Annotated in this window: 13 protein-coding genes and 1 tRNA gene; 6 read left to right on the top strand and 8 right to left on the bottom strand. The window is 60.5% G+C overall.

Features of this window, described 5'->3' with window-relative positions:
• Nucleotides 1-4: 4 nt before the first annotated feature.
• Together BMZ63_RS11920 and BMZ63_RS11915 are read right to left on the bottom strand one after the other, a co-directional pair.
• A complete protein-coding gene (locus BMZ63_RS11920; RefSeq protein WP_091705792.1) occupies nucleotides 5-2,494 on the bottom strand; it encodes an ABC transporter permease in 2,490 nt (829 codons plus the stop codon).
• Nucleotides 2,494-3,213: an ABC transporter ATP-binding protein gene (locus tag BMZ63_RS11915; protein ID WP_091705904.1), complete on the bottom strand. Its 720-nt coding sequence runs from the start codon at nucleotides 3,211-3,213 to the stop codon at nucleotides 2,494-2,496. The genes BMZ63_RS11920 and BMZ63_RS11915 overlap by 1 nt, the downstream gene beginning before the upstream one ends.
• Nucleotides 3,214-3,284: 71 nt before the next feature.
• On the opposite strand from BMZ63_RS11915, the gene BMZ63_RS11910 reads away from it, so the two are divergent.
• The gene (locus BMZ63_RS11910) at nucleotides 3,285-3,920 is read left to right on the top strand and encodes an arylesterase (protein WP_091705790.1); all 636 of its coding nucleotides are present in this window, start codon (nucleotides 3,285-3,287) and stop codon (nucleotides 3,918-3,920) included.
• On the opposite strand, the gene BMZ63_RS11905 is transcribed toward BMZ63_RS11910, so the two are convergent.
• Entirely contained in the window at nucleotides 3,903-4,871 is a 969-nt protein-coding gene (locus BMZ63_RS11905; protein WP_091705789.1) for a YheT family hydrolase, read from the bottom strand. The genes BMZ63_RS11910 and BMZ63_RS11905 overlap by 18 nt on opposite strands.
• 72 nt (nucleotides 4,872-4,943) lie before the next feature.
• Here BMZ63_RS11905 and BMZ63_RS11900 point away from each other — a divergent pair.
• Nucleotides 4,944-5,019: transfer RNA gene (locus tag BMZ63_RS11900), tRNA-Asn, on the top strand.
• A gap of 45 nt (nucleotides 5,020-5,064) precedes the next feature.
• On the opposite strand, the gene BMZ63_RS11895 is transcribed toward BMZ63_RS11900, so the two are convergent.
• Nucleotides 5,065-5,802 (bottom strand): ApeP family dehydratase, encoded by a 738-nt coding sequence (locus BMZ63_RS11895; RefSeq protein ID WP_143072217.1) that lies wholly within the window; start codon nucleotides 5,800-5,802, stop codon nucleotides 5,065-5,067.
• Between the two features lie 127 nt (nucleotides 5,803-5,929).
• On the opposite strand from BMZ63_RS11895, the gene BMZ63_RS11890 reads away from it, so the two are divergent.
• Genes BMZ63_RS11890 through darH form a run of 4 tightly spaced genes read left to right on the top strand, consistent with a single transcriptional unit; the run spans nucleotide 5,930 to nucleotide 9,461 of the window.
• A complete protein-coding gene (locus BMZ63_RS11890) occupies nucleotides 5,930-6,850 on the top strand; it encodes a hypothetical protein (RefSeq protein WP_091705785.1) in 921 nt (306 codons plus the stop codon).
• Between the two features lie 52 nt (nucleotides 6,851-6,902).
• Complete coding sequence (locus BMZ63_RS11885; protein WP_091705784.1) at nucleotides 6,903-8,060, top strand: beta-ketoacyl-ACP synthase III; 1,158 nt, start codon at nucleotides 6,903-6,905, stop codon at nucleotides 8,058-8,060.
• Entirely contained in the window at nucleotides 8,057-8,464 is a 408-nt protein-coding gene (locus BMZ63_RS11880) for a DarG family dialkylresorcinol biosynthesis protein (RefSeq protein ID WP_091705782.1), read from the top strand. Before BMZ63_RS11885 ends, BMZ63_RS11880 begins: the two co-directional genes overlap by 4 nt.
• Before the next feature lie 4 nt (nucleotides 8,465-8,468).
• Nucleotides 8,469-9,461, top strand: coding sequence for a BtrH-related acyltransferase DarH (gene darH / locus BMZ63_RS11875; RefSeq protein WP_091705781.1), 993 nt, complete (start codon nucleotides 8,469-8,471; stop codon nucleotides 9,459-9,461).
• On the opposite strand, the gene BMZ63_RS11870 is transcribed toward darH, so the two are convergent.
• From BMZ63_RS11870 to BMZ63_RS11855, 4 genes are all read right to left on the bottom strand, one after another.
• The gene (locus BMZ63_RS11870) at nucleotides 9,453-10,343 is read right to left on the bottom strand and encodes a beta-ketoacyl synthase N-terminal-like domain-containing protein (protein WP_091705779.1); all 891 of its coding nucleotides are present in this window, start codon (nucleotides 10,341-10,343) and stop codon (nucleotides 9,453-9,455) included. The two genes, darH and BMZ63_RS11870, sit on opposite strands and share 9 nt — an antisense overlap.
• A gap of 22 nt (nucleotides 10,344-10,365) precedes the next feature.
• The gene (locus BMZ63_RS11865; RefSeq protein ID WP_091705778.1) at nucleotides 10,366-11,541 is read right to left on the bottom strand and encodes a beta-ketoacyl synthase N-terminal-like domain-containing protein; all 1,176 of its coding nucleotides are present in this window, start codon (nucleotides 11,539-11,541) and stop codon (nucleotides 10,366-10,368) included.
• 20 nt (nucleotides 11,542-11,561) lie between these two features.
• Complete coding sequence (locus BMZ63_RS11860; RefSeq protein ID WP_091705776.1) at nucleotides 11,562-11,819, bottom strand: acyl carrier protein; 258 nt, start codon at nucleotides 11,817-11,819, stop codon at nucleotides 11,562-11,564.
• Between the two features lie 61 nt (nucleotides 11,820-11,880).
• On the bottom strand, nucleotides 11,881-13,038 hold the full coding sequence (locus BMZ63_RS11855; protein WP_177187077.1) for an ABC transporter permease: 1,158 nt from the start codon (nucleotides 13,036-13,038) through the stop codon (nucleotides 11,881-11,883).
• Nucleotides 13,039-13,047 lie beyond the last annotated feature (9 nt).

Raw genomic sequence — 13,047 nt, 5'->3', positions numbered from 1 at the left:
AGCATCACTCAAGACGACGTAACAACAGCATGGGCGATACACTCAGCACTGGTCGCAGCTGCCACCGGCCAAAGGCCGCCAGCAGCACAGCACTGATCAGCGGTAACGGTAAAACAACCTGCCAGTGCCAGCGGAAATTGCCATCAAACATCCTGGCCTGCAGCACATAAACCGCCGCTTCTGCAGCAACCACGCCCAATACGCCGGCCAGCAGTCCCAAGACGGCAAATTCGAGCATGGTACTGCGCACCAGCAAAGACTGGCGCCCACCCAGGGTGCGAATCAAGGCCCCCTCCCGTTGACGATCCCGCAACGTGGCGCTGACAACCGCCGCCATCACCACCAGGGCAGCCGCCAGAATCAACGCCAGAATGGCCTCAATGGCCTGAGTAACCTGACCAACAATTTCCTGAATCCGTTCAATGATATGGTCAATTTCCAGTACCGAAACCGTCGGGAACTGGCGGGAGAATTCACCCAGCGCGCCTTTTGCCTCTCCCGGCAGGTAGAAACTGGTGATCCAGGTGGCCGGCATGTCCCTCAGACCACCGTCCGGTGGAAAGGCAACGTAAAAATTCGGCTTCATGCTGTCCCATTGCACCGTTCGTATACTGACCACCGGCTCGGTAACCCTCGCCGAGCCAATGGTGAACGTCAGCCGGTCGCCCAGCTCCAGGCCCAGACGCTGGGCCAGGTCTGCTTCCACCGACACACCTTCGGTCTCGTCCCCGGAAAACCACTGGCCCTGGACAATCTCGTTATCCTCCGGCAACTGGTCCATCCAGGTGAGGTTTAGCTCCCGGTTCAGGGCGTTGATGCGCTCATCCTTGCTCACCGCCTCTTTCACCGGTTCGCCGTTCAGTTCCGTCAGCCGGCCGCGAACCATCGGGTACAGGTTTTCCAGGGGCGCGTTGTGCTCCTGCCAGAACGATGACACCTGTTCCACCGACTCCGGGCCAATGTTGATCAGAAAATGGTTGGGCGCATCCTCCGGCAACTGGGTTTGCCAGTCACTCAGCAGCGATGTGCGCACCAGAATCAGAATGGCGGCCAGCATGATGGTCATGGCAAATACCGACAGCTGCGCCAGGCTGGCTTGCCGATGCCGGTAAAGCCCCACAAAGGCCAGGCGCCAGGCATTACCGCCGCCCCGCACCCGGCGCAGCAATGCCATCAGTGCCAGCCCGAGCAGCGCCAGAATTCCCAGCAGCAACACCAGCCCACCCAGCAGCGCCCCGACCAGAGCCAGCTCGCCGGCATAGAGCCAGACCAGAGCAAAAACCGCGACCAGGGCAATTGCCAGATCCGGCAGTGCCTGACGGCCGGTTTCCCCCGGCTGGGCACGCAGCACACGCATGGCCGGAACATGGCGCAGACGACGGATCGGCGGGTAAGCAAAGGCAAACAGGGATACCAGTGCGGTCAGCAGTGCCGGCAGCAAAGCGGCCGGGTCAAAATGCATTTCAACCGGGCGCTCCAGCGCGTCACCCAAGACGCCGACCAGCAACCAGAACAGCGGCAAGGCAACCAGCAAACCACCCGCCACACCGGCAACGCCCCACAAGGCCAGTCGCCTCAAGTACAAGCGACCGATGCCCTGCCCCTGCAAGCCCAGAGTCTTGAGCAACGCAACCGTATCCCGCTGGGCCAACGCATACTGACGGCTGGCCACCGCAACCGCCACCGCCGCCAGCAACACCGCCAGGCTGCCGCCCAGCAGCAAAAAGCGCTCGGCACGATCAAACGAACGGGAGAAGGTTTCACCCTCACGGACCCCCTCCCATTCATGGCTGGGTTCAAGGCGGGGTTCGAGCCATTGATAGTAATCATCCAGAGCGGTCTGGGCACCGGCGAACAGGTAGACAAGCTCCACCCGGCTACCCTCCTGAACCGCGCCAGTGGATTCCACGTCATCCACATGCATCATCACCCGGGGAGCCAACGACGAAAGCCTGAAGCCGCCATCCGGCTCACGCACCAGCAGTGCCGCCACTTCCAGTTGCCGTTCGCCCACTTGCAGCGTGTCGCCAATGTCCAGATCCAGCAACCGTAGCAACCTGGGGTTGATCCAGACCTGTCCGGGCCGGGGGCCAGCGGCCAGGGTTTCACGTTCACCGCCCGGGGACTGCCGCTGGATTTCCACCTCCCCGCGCAGCGGATATTCGTTGCTGACCGCTTTGATGGATGCCATCTGGAACCCTTCCGGACCGGAAATCATGGTGGAGAACTCCACCATGCGGCCAGTTTCAAGCCCTCGCTCACGGGCCTCGTCCAGCCACTCAGCCGGGATGGGCCGGCCATTTTCCGCTTCCAGTTGACGGTCGGCGGCAAGAAACGAACTGGCCGAGGACACCAGCGTACGCTGCAACTGGCTGGCAAAAAGCGCAATCGTTGCCACCGTGGCCACTGCGATTATCAGGGCAACCAGCACCACCCGAACGTCCCGCTCACGCAGGTCCCGGCGCACGGACATGAGTTTGTTGGCGGTCTGCATCAGCTTGCCTGCTCCCGGGCCGCTTCCGGCTCTGTCAGAATGCCAGCTTCAATATGCAGCTGGCGACCGCAACGGGCGGCAAGGTGCTCATCGTGGGTCACCATCACCAGGGTGGTGCCCTGTTCCCGGTTAAGCTCCATTAACAGGTCCGAAACGGCTTTGCCGGTACGGTTGTCCAGGTTGCCGGTCGGCTCATCCGCAAACAGGATAACCGGGTCCGAGGCAAAAGCGCGGGCAATGGCAACCCGTTGCTGCTCGCCCCCGGAGAGCTGGCGGGGGGTATGGCCAAGACGTTCGCCCAACCCTACCCGTTCGAGCAACTCCCGGGCCCGCTTTTCCGGCGCCTCGATACCGGCCAGCTCCAGCGGCAGCATCACGTTCTCCAGCGCACTGAGAGCCGGCAGCAGTTGGAAGGACTGGAATACAAACCCGACCCGACTGGCCCGCAACCTGGCCCGCTCGTCTTCACTGAGCTTGCTGATCTGCGCGCCATCGAGCTCCACGACACCCTCGCTGGGGGTATCCAGCCCGGCCAGCAAACCAAGCAGGGTGGTTTTACCGGAACCGGACCGGCCAACAATGGCCACCGACTCGCCACGATTGATTTCCAGGTTGACCCCTTGCAATATCGTCAGCGTATCCGTTTCAAGGTTGACCCGATGGCCAAGGTCAGACACCCGAAGCATGGGGTGGCTCTGGTTTCCGGTAAGATCCGTCATCTGGTTCACAGTGGCTCCCTTGGCTGCTGTTAGTCGTCACTAAAAATTGCTGTGGGATTTGGCAGGTTACTATGCATACGGTTTCAATGTATCTCAGATCATTCCTGATCGCCTTGTTCATGCTTCTGGCTCTGCCTGTGGCCGCCAGCCAGAACACCTTGCTGGTACTTGGCGACAGCCTGAGCGCCGCGTACGGTGTGCCCACGGAGTCGGCCTGGGTACAACTGCTAAAGGACCGCCTGTCAGAACACAATCCGGGCTGGCAGGTGGTCAATGCCAGCATCAGTGGTGAGACCACCGATGGGGGATTACGTCGCTTGCCCCGGCTGCTGGAAAAACACAACCCCGATGTCGTGGTGATTGAACTGGGTGGCAACGACGGCCTGCGGGGCTTTCCACCCGAGGTTATTGAGGACAACCTGGCCGCCATGGTCGACCAGGTTCAGGATGCCGGCGCCACGCCTTTTCTGGTCGGGATGAAAATGCCACCCAATTATGGTGAGCGTTACAACCGGGCCTTCAGCCAGGTCTACCAGTCTGTCTCCGACAGGTATGGTGCGGTGCTGGTTCCCTTCTTTCTGGAAGGCATTTATAACCGGGACGGCATGATGCAGGGTGACGGCATCCACCCAACCGAACAGGCCCAGCCGTTGCTGCTGGACAATATCTGGCCACGACTGCAGCCGTTACTATCCGGTGATGCCTGACAAGAACCCCTGTGCCCGCCGTTCGGACCAGTAGAGGCCATCCTTGCGGTGCTGCACGAACCCCACGTGGCCACCCCAGCGGGGTACTTCCAGCCGAACGCTGGGGCCCAGGACCTCCGGGGATTGAGGAAAACACCCGGCCGAAAGGAACGGATCATCCGCCGCATTGACGACCAATGCCGGCACCCGGATGTCCTTGAGCCGGGGTAAGGCGGAGCAACTGGCCCAGTAGTCGGATGCACTCTCAAAGCCATGCAACGGGGCTGTGTAACGGTTGTCGAACTGGTGAAAATTGCGAATCTGTTCAAAGCCCTCGGTGTCGATCAATCCCGGAAAGAGCGCCGCCTTGTGCTGCATTTTGCCATGCAGGTCCTGCAAAAAGCGCTGCATGTAGATCCGCCGGCTGGGCAGCGCTAGCACCTCTGCGCTGCCTGCCAGGTCCATGGGGACCGAATAGGCCAGCCCCGCAATGATGCGGGAATCAGCATAGCGCCCCAATTGAGCCAGATACAGCAGGGTCAGATTGCCGCCCATACTGAAGCCCGTCAGGCTCAGATGACGGTAGTCGGCTCGCAGTGCCCGATTCACCACCAGATGCAGGTCTTCGGTCGCGCCACTGTGGTAAAAGCGCGGCTGGCGATTCATCACGCCACCACAGGAGCGGAAATTCCACGCCAGCACATCCCAGCCTTTAAGCATCAACGCCCGCGCCATCCCCAGCATGTAGGGACGGCGACTGTTACCCTCCAGCCCATGGGAAAGAATCGCCAGCCGTTCACTGCCCTGACGATACCAGTCCAGATGCAGTTCATCGCCATCGGGCGTAGCCAGCACTTCCTCGGACGGACTCATCATCGGCACACGCCGGAACAGGCTGGGCCAGATGGACTGGAGGTGGCCGCTGCGCAGCCAGACCGGTGGCCGATAGTCCGAAGCGTCGTTTCTGCTCAAAATTTAACCTTCTAATTCAGGGGGTTGACGGGGCAAACCAAAGCCCTTAACATGCGCGCAACTTACTGCCGTTCCCCGATAGCTCAGTTGGTAGAGCAACGGACTGTTAATCCGTTTGTCGCTGGTTCGAGCCCAGCTCGGGGAGCCACTTATTCCGAAAAGCCGCTGATGACAATCAGCGGCTTTTTTCGTTTCAGCCCTGACTGACGACCGTAAATTCGCCACTGGCAACCATGCGTCCTTCACTGATCGCACGGAATCCGCACTGCACGGCGCCCGGCTGCGCCACCCCTTCGAGAACCCGAATGGTCACCCGATCGCCTGCTGACAACCCGGATGTGTACCGGTCGAGCGAGCGCACCAGCACAATCATGGCCTTATGCATGGGCTCGCCACCCTGAAGAATCTTCCGGCAGGCCATCAGTTGAGCGGCGTATTCAAGCATCATCCAGGCCGCCACGCTCTGCCCACTCGCCAACGGGTGCCTATCATCCAAATCCAGACGCGTTTCCGCGCCATCGTCCCGGAACGCTATTTGATCAACCAGTTGCATAGCTCCGGCGTGGGGCAAGTGCTGATAGGCTCCACTCGCAGACTGAAATCCCGGCGAATCCGGACGCGCCGGTTCCGCCCGTTCCGGCTCAGGTGCGTCGGTGGCGAACACGCCTTTGGCCACCGGCTTGCCGTCACTGGTGCAGGTCACTCGCCAGCTGCCCGCCGACTTCTCGTTGACCATGACGTCAAGCCGCTGGCCAGGCAATGCCGGCCCCAGCAACCGTAATTGCCGGATGCTGTTAACCTCCCTCCCGGTCAGCCGCTCCAGTTGATCGGCAAGCCGTTCAATAAGAATAACCGCCGGCACCACCGGCATACCGGGAAAATGGCCAGGTAGCGCCGGATGCTCCGGCGAAATTTCTACGCTGAATTGCATGGTTCTGGATTGCCCGAAGGATTCAGATGGAATGGGTCCTGTGCTATAGTCGCGCGCTATACCTACAGGTTGGTTGTTACCGTTTTTTAATTCGAACGATTCTGGCACAGAGTTCTGGAAGCTGACAATGAAGAAGGTTCTGGTCGTACACTATTCCCAGAGCGGACAGCTCGATAGTGTCGTAAAGGAGTTTACGCGACCACTGGTCGAGTCGGATGACATTTCGGTGACATTCGAAAACATCCGGCCCGTTGAGGATTTCCCCTTCCCGTGGCCGTTTTTTACCTTTCTGGATACCTTCCCGGAGTGCGTCTACCAGGACGCGCCACCGATTCACGAACCTCAGGTCAGCGGTGATGAGGATTTCGATCTGGTGGTGCTGGCCTATCAGGTCTGGTTTCTGTCACCCGCCTTGCCGATGACCGCCTTCCTGCAGCACCCGACCGCCGCCCGACTGCTGGATGGCAAGCCCGTGGTGACCCTGATTGCCTGCCGGAACATGTGGCTGATGGCCCAGGAAGATATGAAGGCCCATCTCGAGGCGCTCAACGCCAGGCTGGTGGGCAATGTCGCCATGGTGGACGAAGCCGGCTCGGTTCTGAGTTTTTTCGCCACCCCACTCTGGGTCCTGACCGGCCACAAGGGCCCCTTCTGGGGCGGGTTGATCCCACGCGCCGGTGTCGCTGAAAAAGAAATTGTTGCCAGCGAACGCTTTGGCCGACGCATCCGTGACCGCCTGCGCTTCAGGGGCGAGGTTGCCGCCGACATGTTCCGGGGGCTGTCCGCCGTGCGCATCAACGCCGGACTGATTTCCAGCGAAAAAACCGCGAAACGGGCCTTTCGTCTGTGGGGCAAACTGCTGCGATCACTGGGCCCGCGTGGGGCCTGGCAGCGCAAGCCGGTGCTGGCATTCTACTCGGTGTTCCTGATTGCCATGATCCTGACCGTGGTGCCCGCCGGCATGATCATTAAACGGCTGCTGGCACCGCTGACCCGAAAGCGCATTGCCCAGCAAAAAGCTTATTACAGCGCCCCTTCCGGGGAATAACAATCAATATGTTTCACGCCCGGCCCAGGCCGGCTATTGAGCAGTTTGAGCCATGAAAAACGTCTACATTACCGCGATCGCAGCCGCGCTACCCAACGAGCCTGTCACCAACGACCAGATGGAACAGGTTCTCGGCCAGGCAGGCGACCAGCCATCCCGTGCCCGCCGGGTGATACTCAAAAGCAACAAGATCAAAACCCGGTATTACGCGGTTGACCCTCAAACCGGTGAGCGCACGCACACCAACGCCGAACTGACCGCTGAAGCAATCCGGGCGCTGGGCGCCCCTTACGCGCAGGAACTGGACTGCCTTGTATGCGGAACCAGCCTGCCGGATCAGCTCATGCCCAACCACGCTGTAATGGTGCACGGCGAGCTGGCCAATCCGCCCTGCGAGGTGGTGGCAACCGCCGGCGTTTGCCTGGCCGGCATGTCGGCGCTGAAATACGGATGGATGTCTGTGGCCACCGGACAGCACAAACGGGTGGTCAGCACCGGTTCGGAAGTGGCTTCGGCAGTCATGCGCGGCAAACTCTTTGAGCCGGAAACAGCCGCTGCCCTGGATACCCTGGAGAAAAAGCCGGAGGTGGCATTCGACAAGGACTTCCTGCGCTGGATGCTGTCCGATGGCGCCGGTGCCATGGCGCTGGAGCCGAAGCCCTCGGAACAGGGATTATCCCTGCGCATTGACTGGATCGACATCCGCTCCTTCGCCAATCAGCTGGATGCCTGCATGTACGCAGGTGCACGCAAGCGTGACGACGGCGGCCTGGAGAGCTGGAAAGACCTGCCCCACGACACCTGGCTGAAAGAATCCATCTTTGCCGTGAAGCAGGATGTGCGCCTGCTGAATGACAACATCATTGCCACCACCATCGAACAGTACCTGCCCGATGTCATGGAGAAATACGACATCACCGCCAGCGACATCGACTGGTTCCTGCCCCATTACTCCTCCGGTTATTTCCGCGAGCGTGTCTACGAGGGCATGAAAAACGGTGGCATGGAGATCCCGTTTGAACGCTGGGCCACCAACCTGCCACAAAAGGGCAACACCGGTTCCGCATCGATCTATATCATGCTTGAGGAGCTGTACAGCTCCGGCAAGCTCGAGGCAGGTCAGAAGCTGTTGTGCTGGGTACCGGAAAGCGGACGTTTCTCGTCTTCATTCATGCTGTTGACGGTTTGTGACGGTCAGGATCAGCTATGAAACTGGACGAAGTCCCCCAGGACGATTCCAAATCGTTCGAAGGCCAGCGCAAACGCCTGTACGCCCGCAACGCAGACGGTGAATACACCACGGCGCTGTCCAGTGGCTGGGAAGCGGAAGACGTGGTCCTGGACCAGGCCGTGGAGGAGTACAACCGCTTCGCTCGCGAAGCCCGCCAGCGCGTGCAGCAAGGGCTGTCGTCGCCGCTGGAATACCACATGTACGCCCACCGGATGGACATCACGGTTCTGGCCCAGGCCACCGGTTTTTTCCGGTGGCAGGTCAAACGCCATCTGAAACCGGCCGTCTTCCGCCACCTCAAGCCCGGCAAACTGCAGCGTTATGAAGAAGCGTTCCAGATGACTGCCGACCAATTGCGAACCCTCCCGCCAGACGACCAATAACAACATGACCGACTTTGATCACCAGCAAACCGCCCATTGTGAAAGCGGCGCCGTGGCGGCGCTGTTACGCCACAATGGCCTGGATCTGTCCGAGCCAATGGTGTTCGGCCTGTCATCGGCGCTCACCTACGCCTACATTCCGCTGGTCAAGATGGGCGGCATGCCCCTGCTGGCCTATCGAATGCCGCCGGGAAGAATCATTCGCGGGCTGAGCAAACGCCTGGGTATCCGTTTCCACTTTGAACGCTTCCGTAAGCCCGCGGACGGTACTGCGGCACTGGACCGGTACCTTGAACAGGGGTACCCGGTGGGGCTGCAGGCGTCCGTTTACTGGCTGCCCTACTTTCCTGAAAACATGCGCTTTCATTTCAATGCGCACAACCTGGTGGCCTACGGCAAAGAGGGCGATGACTACCTGATCAGCGATCCGACCTTCGAACAGCCGGTGCGTGCCGAATCCGTTGCCCTCCAGCGGGCCCGCTTTGTGAAAGGCATGCTGGCACCAAAAGGGCTGATCTACTACCCGGAAAGCACGGATATCCCAACAGACCTTCACCAGGCGATTCCAAAAGCGATCAATTCAACGGCCAGGATGATGCTGAGAACCCCGCTGCCTTTCATCGGCGTGCGGGGCATCCGCCATGTCGCCCGGCACATGGAAAAACTGTCGCCGGCCAATGAGCACCACAACAAGCTGCTGATCGGCCACATGGTGCGCATGCAGGAAGAGATAGGCACGGGAGGCGCCGGTTTCCGCTTTCTGTTTGCCTCATTCCTGCAGGAATCGGCTGGTATTCTGAACAACGACGGGCTGGCGAAAGCCGCCGACCAGTTTACCGATGCCGGCGATGAATGGCGCCGGTTCGCACTCTACGCGGCCAAAATGCTTAAAGGCCGCAGTACACTGGATTACCGCAAGCTGGCCGACCAGCTGCGTACCGTGGCTGATATGGAACAGGAAGGTTACCGGACGCTGCTGGCGCTGGATTTACGCTGAGGCCCGGTTCGGACGCACCATCACGCTGTGAAAACGGCCGTCAGTGTCCGCGGCAATCACAATCAGCGGTTCGCTGCCGCCCGCCTGGAGATAACGGATGATGGCGCCGGTGGCATGGCCGGGATACGCCGCCAGCTCCGGATCAAAGTCGGTGAGCATCTGCCGGCTCTTGAAACAGGTGGACGCGATTTGCTGCCGGGTCCAGGGCGACAGTGACACCCGATACTGCTCACGGCCATCCAGTCCATCCAGCCAGGACGCCAGTGCGCTTTCATCGCGCAGGGTCACCATGTCGGTGATGGTTGCCAGGCTGCGGCCCTCCCGGGCCTCTCGCGCCACCAGCAGCCAGTGGCTGCCCTCACCCATCACGGTTCCCGGCTCAAGCCCCAGACGGTACCGATGGTGCTCAAGCGGCAACACCGCCTCATCCACCGACCCCACCAGTGCCTGACACACCGAACCGCTTGCCACATCCATCGCCGCCAGCTGCAGGGCCGCGACAATCGACGCATCGCCCCGGGACACAAACAGGTTGCGATCCCCAAGCCCCAGATTCCGGGCCACGAAATAACCGGCGGAATTGCTCAGGGTATTGATGAAGTTGGCGGGCTTGGGCACCACGCCGGCACTGACCATTTTTTCGTGCACGGCAATGGTATTGCCGGTGGAGGCAAAGCGGGACCCAATGTACAAACCGGTCTTCGGCCCGGGATCCGCCGACTGCACACAGCGGGCCGAACCAATCAGCGCCAGTTGGGTGAAACGGTCAATACGCCGGAACCGGTCCCGACACACTTCAGTGGCCGCCGGCTTGACGTTTGCCAACCCCTGCTCGGGGTCCACCGTTTGGTAGTGATCGCCCAGGGCAAGTATCTCGAGCATAGATTATGGTTCCGGAATCGGTTCAGTGTTGGTGGCGCAGAATCAGACTGGCGTTATTGCCGCCGAAGCCGAAAAAATTGAGCAGGTAATTACCTGGCCCGGCCTCCACCGGCTCGGACATCGGGGTCACCCCCAGCCCGGGATCGGTCTCGGAAAAGCCGGCACTTGCGGGCAGACGACCCAGCTCAATGGCTTCGGCCATCAAAAGGGTTTCCAGCACGCCACAACTCCCCAGGGTGTGGCCCAGGGCCGCCTTCATGGAAAAGAACGGTGGCAGTGTTTTGAAAGCGCGCTTCATCCCGGCGGCCTCACCATCATCATTCAGTGGGGTGGCGGTGCCGTGGGCCTTGATCGCCCGGATGTCCGATGGCCCAAGCCCGCAGGTTGCCATGGCATCCTGCATCACGGCGGCGATGGTGCTGCCGTCCGGATTGGACGCCGAGATACTGAAAGTGTCGCAATTACTGGCCCCGCCCCACACCAGTGTTCCGGGCTGTTGATCCGTACAACGGGACAGCAGAATGGCGCCGCAGCCTTCCCCCAGCACCAGGCCGTCACGCTGCCTGTCGAACGGCCGCATCATACCCTCGGCCAGCAGCTGCATGCCGTAAAAACCCGCCAGGGAGGTGTCGTTGCGGGCTTCAAGCCCAACGATCAGGGCATGCTCCGCCTGTCCGGTCGCCAATGCGGCGCGGGCGCTGAGAATGGCATTGGCGGTAGCGGTGCAGGCGGTATTCAGGGCGAAATCAGCGCCGTGAAAACCCCAGGCCTGTTGCAGGTGGCGGCTGATCTGGCTGAAACCGTCCAGTGGCAACGGAATTGCCGTTTCCCGATGCTCCCGGTATTGCTGGCGATACGCCTCTTCGGCAATGGCAATGCCCCAGCAGGATGAACCGATAAACACCGGAATTTCAGCGCGCTGCGCCGCCGACAACGGTTGTTCGGCCAACAGCTCTTCCATGGCCTGGTCCAGCAACCAGTGCAGGCGCGCTTCCGCGCTTTGCGGCGCCCCTTGCACGCCGTAATACGGAACCTCGACAGGCTCCTCGAAATGAGGCAGCGACAACCGCTCCGGCGTTTTACCAACACCGGCCAGCAGCCCTTGCAAGTTGTCGGCCTTGCCGGTGCCCAGGGCACTGACAATGCCACTGGCGGTAATTCTGGCCGGCACACAGGCCTGTTGTTTGGGTACGGTCATGGGTTGCAGTCTGCTCGCATTCAGTCGGCCAGGATGAATTCCGCCAGGGTGTTGACCGAGGTAAGCGCCATCCGGGTCTCGTTACCACTGTCGATGTGCTTTTTATAGCGCCGTTTGACTTCCAGCGAGATGCTGAGGGCATCCAGGGAATCCAGGTTCAGACGGCTGTCGGGGCCGATCAGGAATTCGTCATCCCGGATATCCTCGGCTTCAACATCCACGTCACACTCTTCGACAATCAGTTCCTTGAGTTCTGCTTTCAGTTCCTCGGTATTCATAGGACCGCTCTGGTTATTGAATGGGTTGTGAAACACCGGTCTGCTCAACTGTCGCCGGCCGTCACTTTGTGATCGCCCGATAACGCCACACGGTCAGCGCCAGCATCAAGGCGGCGAAACCCAGCAAGGCGCCCACCTCGGGCAGGGTGTCTGCCACCGTGCCATTACGCAGCAGGATATCGAAAAAGCCGTTCAGGCCCCAGGCCATGGGTGAATAGCTGCCAATCTGCTGCATGGCCTCGGGCATAAGGAAGCTGGGCACCATGACACCGCCCAGAGCCGCCATGATAATGTTACAGACGCCGGAAACAATCGTTGCCTGCTCGATGGTGCTGGTCAACTGGGCAATCAGCAGCGCGTAACAAACCGCCGCCAGACTGGCGGCGACGGACACCAGCGCCAGCCCTTCCGGGTTCTGGCCCAGGGTCAGGCGGTCACCGCCCATCATTGGAATCAGATACAGGCCGATCAGAAACAGCACGACAACCTGAACCAGATTGACAATGAAAAACGGAACCACCTTGCCGGCCAGCAGCTTGACCGGCCCGACGCCCATGCTGCGCAACCGCAGCAAGGTACCCTGCTGACGCTCGTTAATCAGGGTGGTGGACAAAGGCACGGCGATAAAAAACATGGCGAACAGCAGCCACGCCGGCACATTCTGCTGCACCGAGGACGGCATGGCTCCACTGTCGTCATACAGAGACCGGGCTTCTATCAGGTCTTCGCCACGAGCCTCCAGACTGCTCTGTACACCGGGCATGGAGGACAGCCGGTACCGCAGGTACAGGCGGTTCAGCAGCTCCATCGCCCGCCCTTCCGCGACACTGGCAAATACCGGCGAAGTACCCGGTGAATACAGAATTTCCACCGGTGCCTGTCGTTCGATTAACAGCTGATCAAACCCCGGCTTGATCCGCACCAGAAACTTAACCTCGTCATCCCGGGCCCGCGCCTGCATTTGCTGCCAGTCTGCGTCTGTTTCCAGCCGTCGAAGTGGCGATGCTTCCGCCAGGTCCCGCTCAAAAGCGCGGCTGAGACCGCTGTCATGCTCGCTGAACAGATAGAAATCCAGGCTGACATCCTTGTTTACCGCATACTGGTTCTGCAGCGCAAAGGTCATGATCAGCACAAACACCGCCGGCATCACGAACAGCAGCAGCAGACCGTGGGGGTCTCGCAGCAGCAACAGGAGTTCCTTGCGGATCAGTGCACTCATCGGCCCCAT

It is taken from the genome of Marinobacter persicus, assembly GCF_900114155.1.
Taxonomy (GTDB): Bacteria; Pseudomonadota; Gammaproteobacteria; order Pseudomonadales; family Oleiphilaceae; genus Marinobacter; species Marinobacter persicus.
This window is presented reverse-complemented; position numbering and strand designations above follow the sequence as displayed.

Excerpts from the sequence above, each read along its gene's own strand:
- BMZ63_RS11910 (WP_091705790.1), top strand. The coding sequence starts at position 3,285 with ATGCATACGGTTTCAATGTATCTCAGATCATTCCTGATCGCCTTGTTC.
- BMZ63_RS11890 (WP_091705785.1), top strand. The coding sequence starts at position 5,930 with ATGAAGAAGGTTCTGGTCGTACACTATTCCCAGAGCGGACAGCTCGAT.
- BMZ63_RS11865 (WP_091705778.1), bottom strand. The coding sequence starts at position 11,541 with ATGACCGTACCCAAACAACAGGCCTGTGTGCCGGCCAGAATTACCGCC.
- BMZ63_RS11860 (WP_091705776.1), bottom strand. The coding sequence starts at position 11,819 with ATGAATACCGAGGAACTGAAAGCAGAACTCAAGGAACTGATTGTCGAA.
- BMZ63_RS11880 (WP_091705782.1), top strand. The coding sequence starts at position 8,057 with ATGAAACTGGACGAAGTCCCCCAGGACGATTCCAAATCGTTCGAAGGC.
- darH (WP_091705781.1), top strand. The coding sequence starts at position 8,469 with ATGACCGACTTTGATCACCAGCAAACCGCCCATTGTGAAAGCGGCGCC.
- BMZ63_RS11915 (WP_091705904.1), bottom strand. The coding sequence starts at position 3,213 with ATGACGGATCTTACCGGAAACCAGAGCCACCCCATGCTTCGGGTGTCT.
- BMZ63_RS11885 (WP_091705784.1), top strand. The coding sequence starts at position 6,903 with ATGAAAAACGTCTACATTACCGCGATCGCAGCCGCGCTACCCAACGAG.
- BMZ63_RS11895 (WP_143072217.1), bottom strand. The coding sequence starts at position 5,802 with ATGCAATTCAGCGTAGAAATTTCGCCGGAGCATCCGGCGCTACCTGGC.
- BMZ63_RS11870 (WP_091705779.1), bottom strand. The coding sequence starts at position 10,343 with ATGCTCGAGATACTTGCCCTGGGCGATCACTACCAAACGGTGGACCCC.
- BMZ63_RS11855 (WP_177187077.1), bottom strand. The coding sequence starts at position 13,038 with ATGAGTGCACTGATCCGCAAGGAACTCCTGTTGCTGCTGCGAGACCCC.
- BMZ63_RS11920 (WP_091705792.1), bottom strand. The coding sequence starts at position 2,494 with ATGCAGACCGCCAACAAACTCATGTCCGTGCGCCGGGACCTGCGTGAG.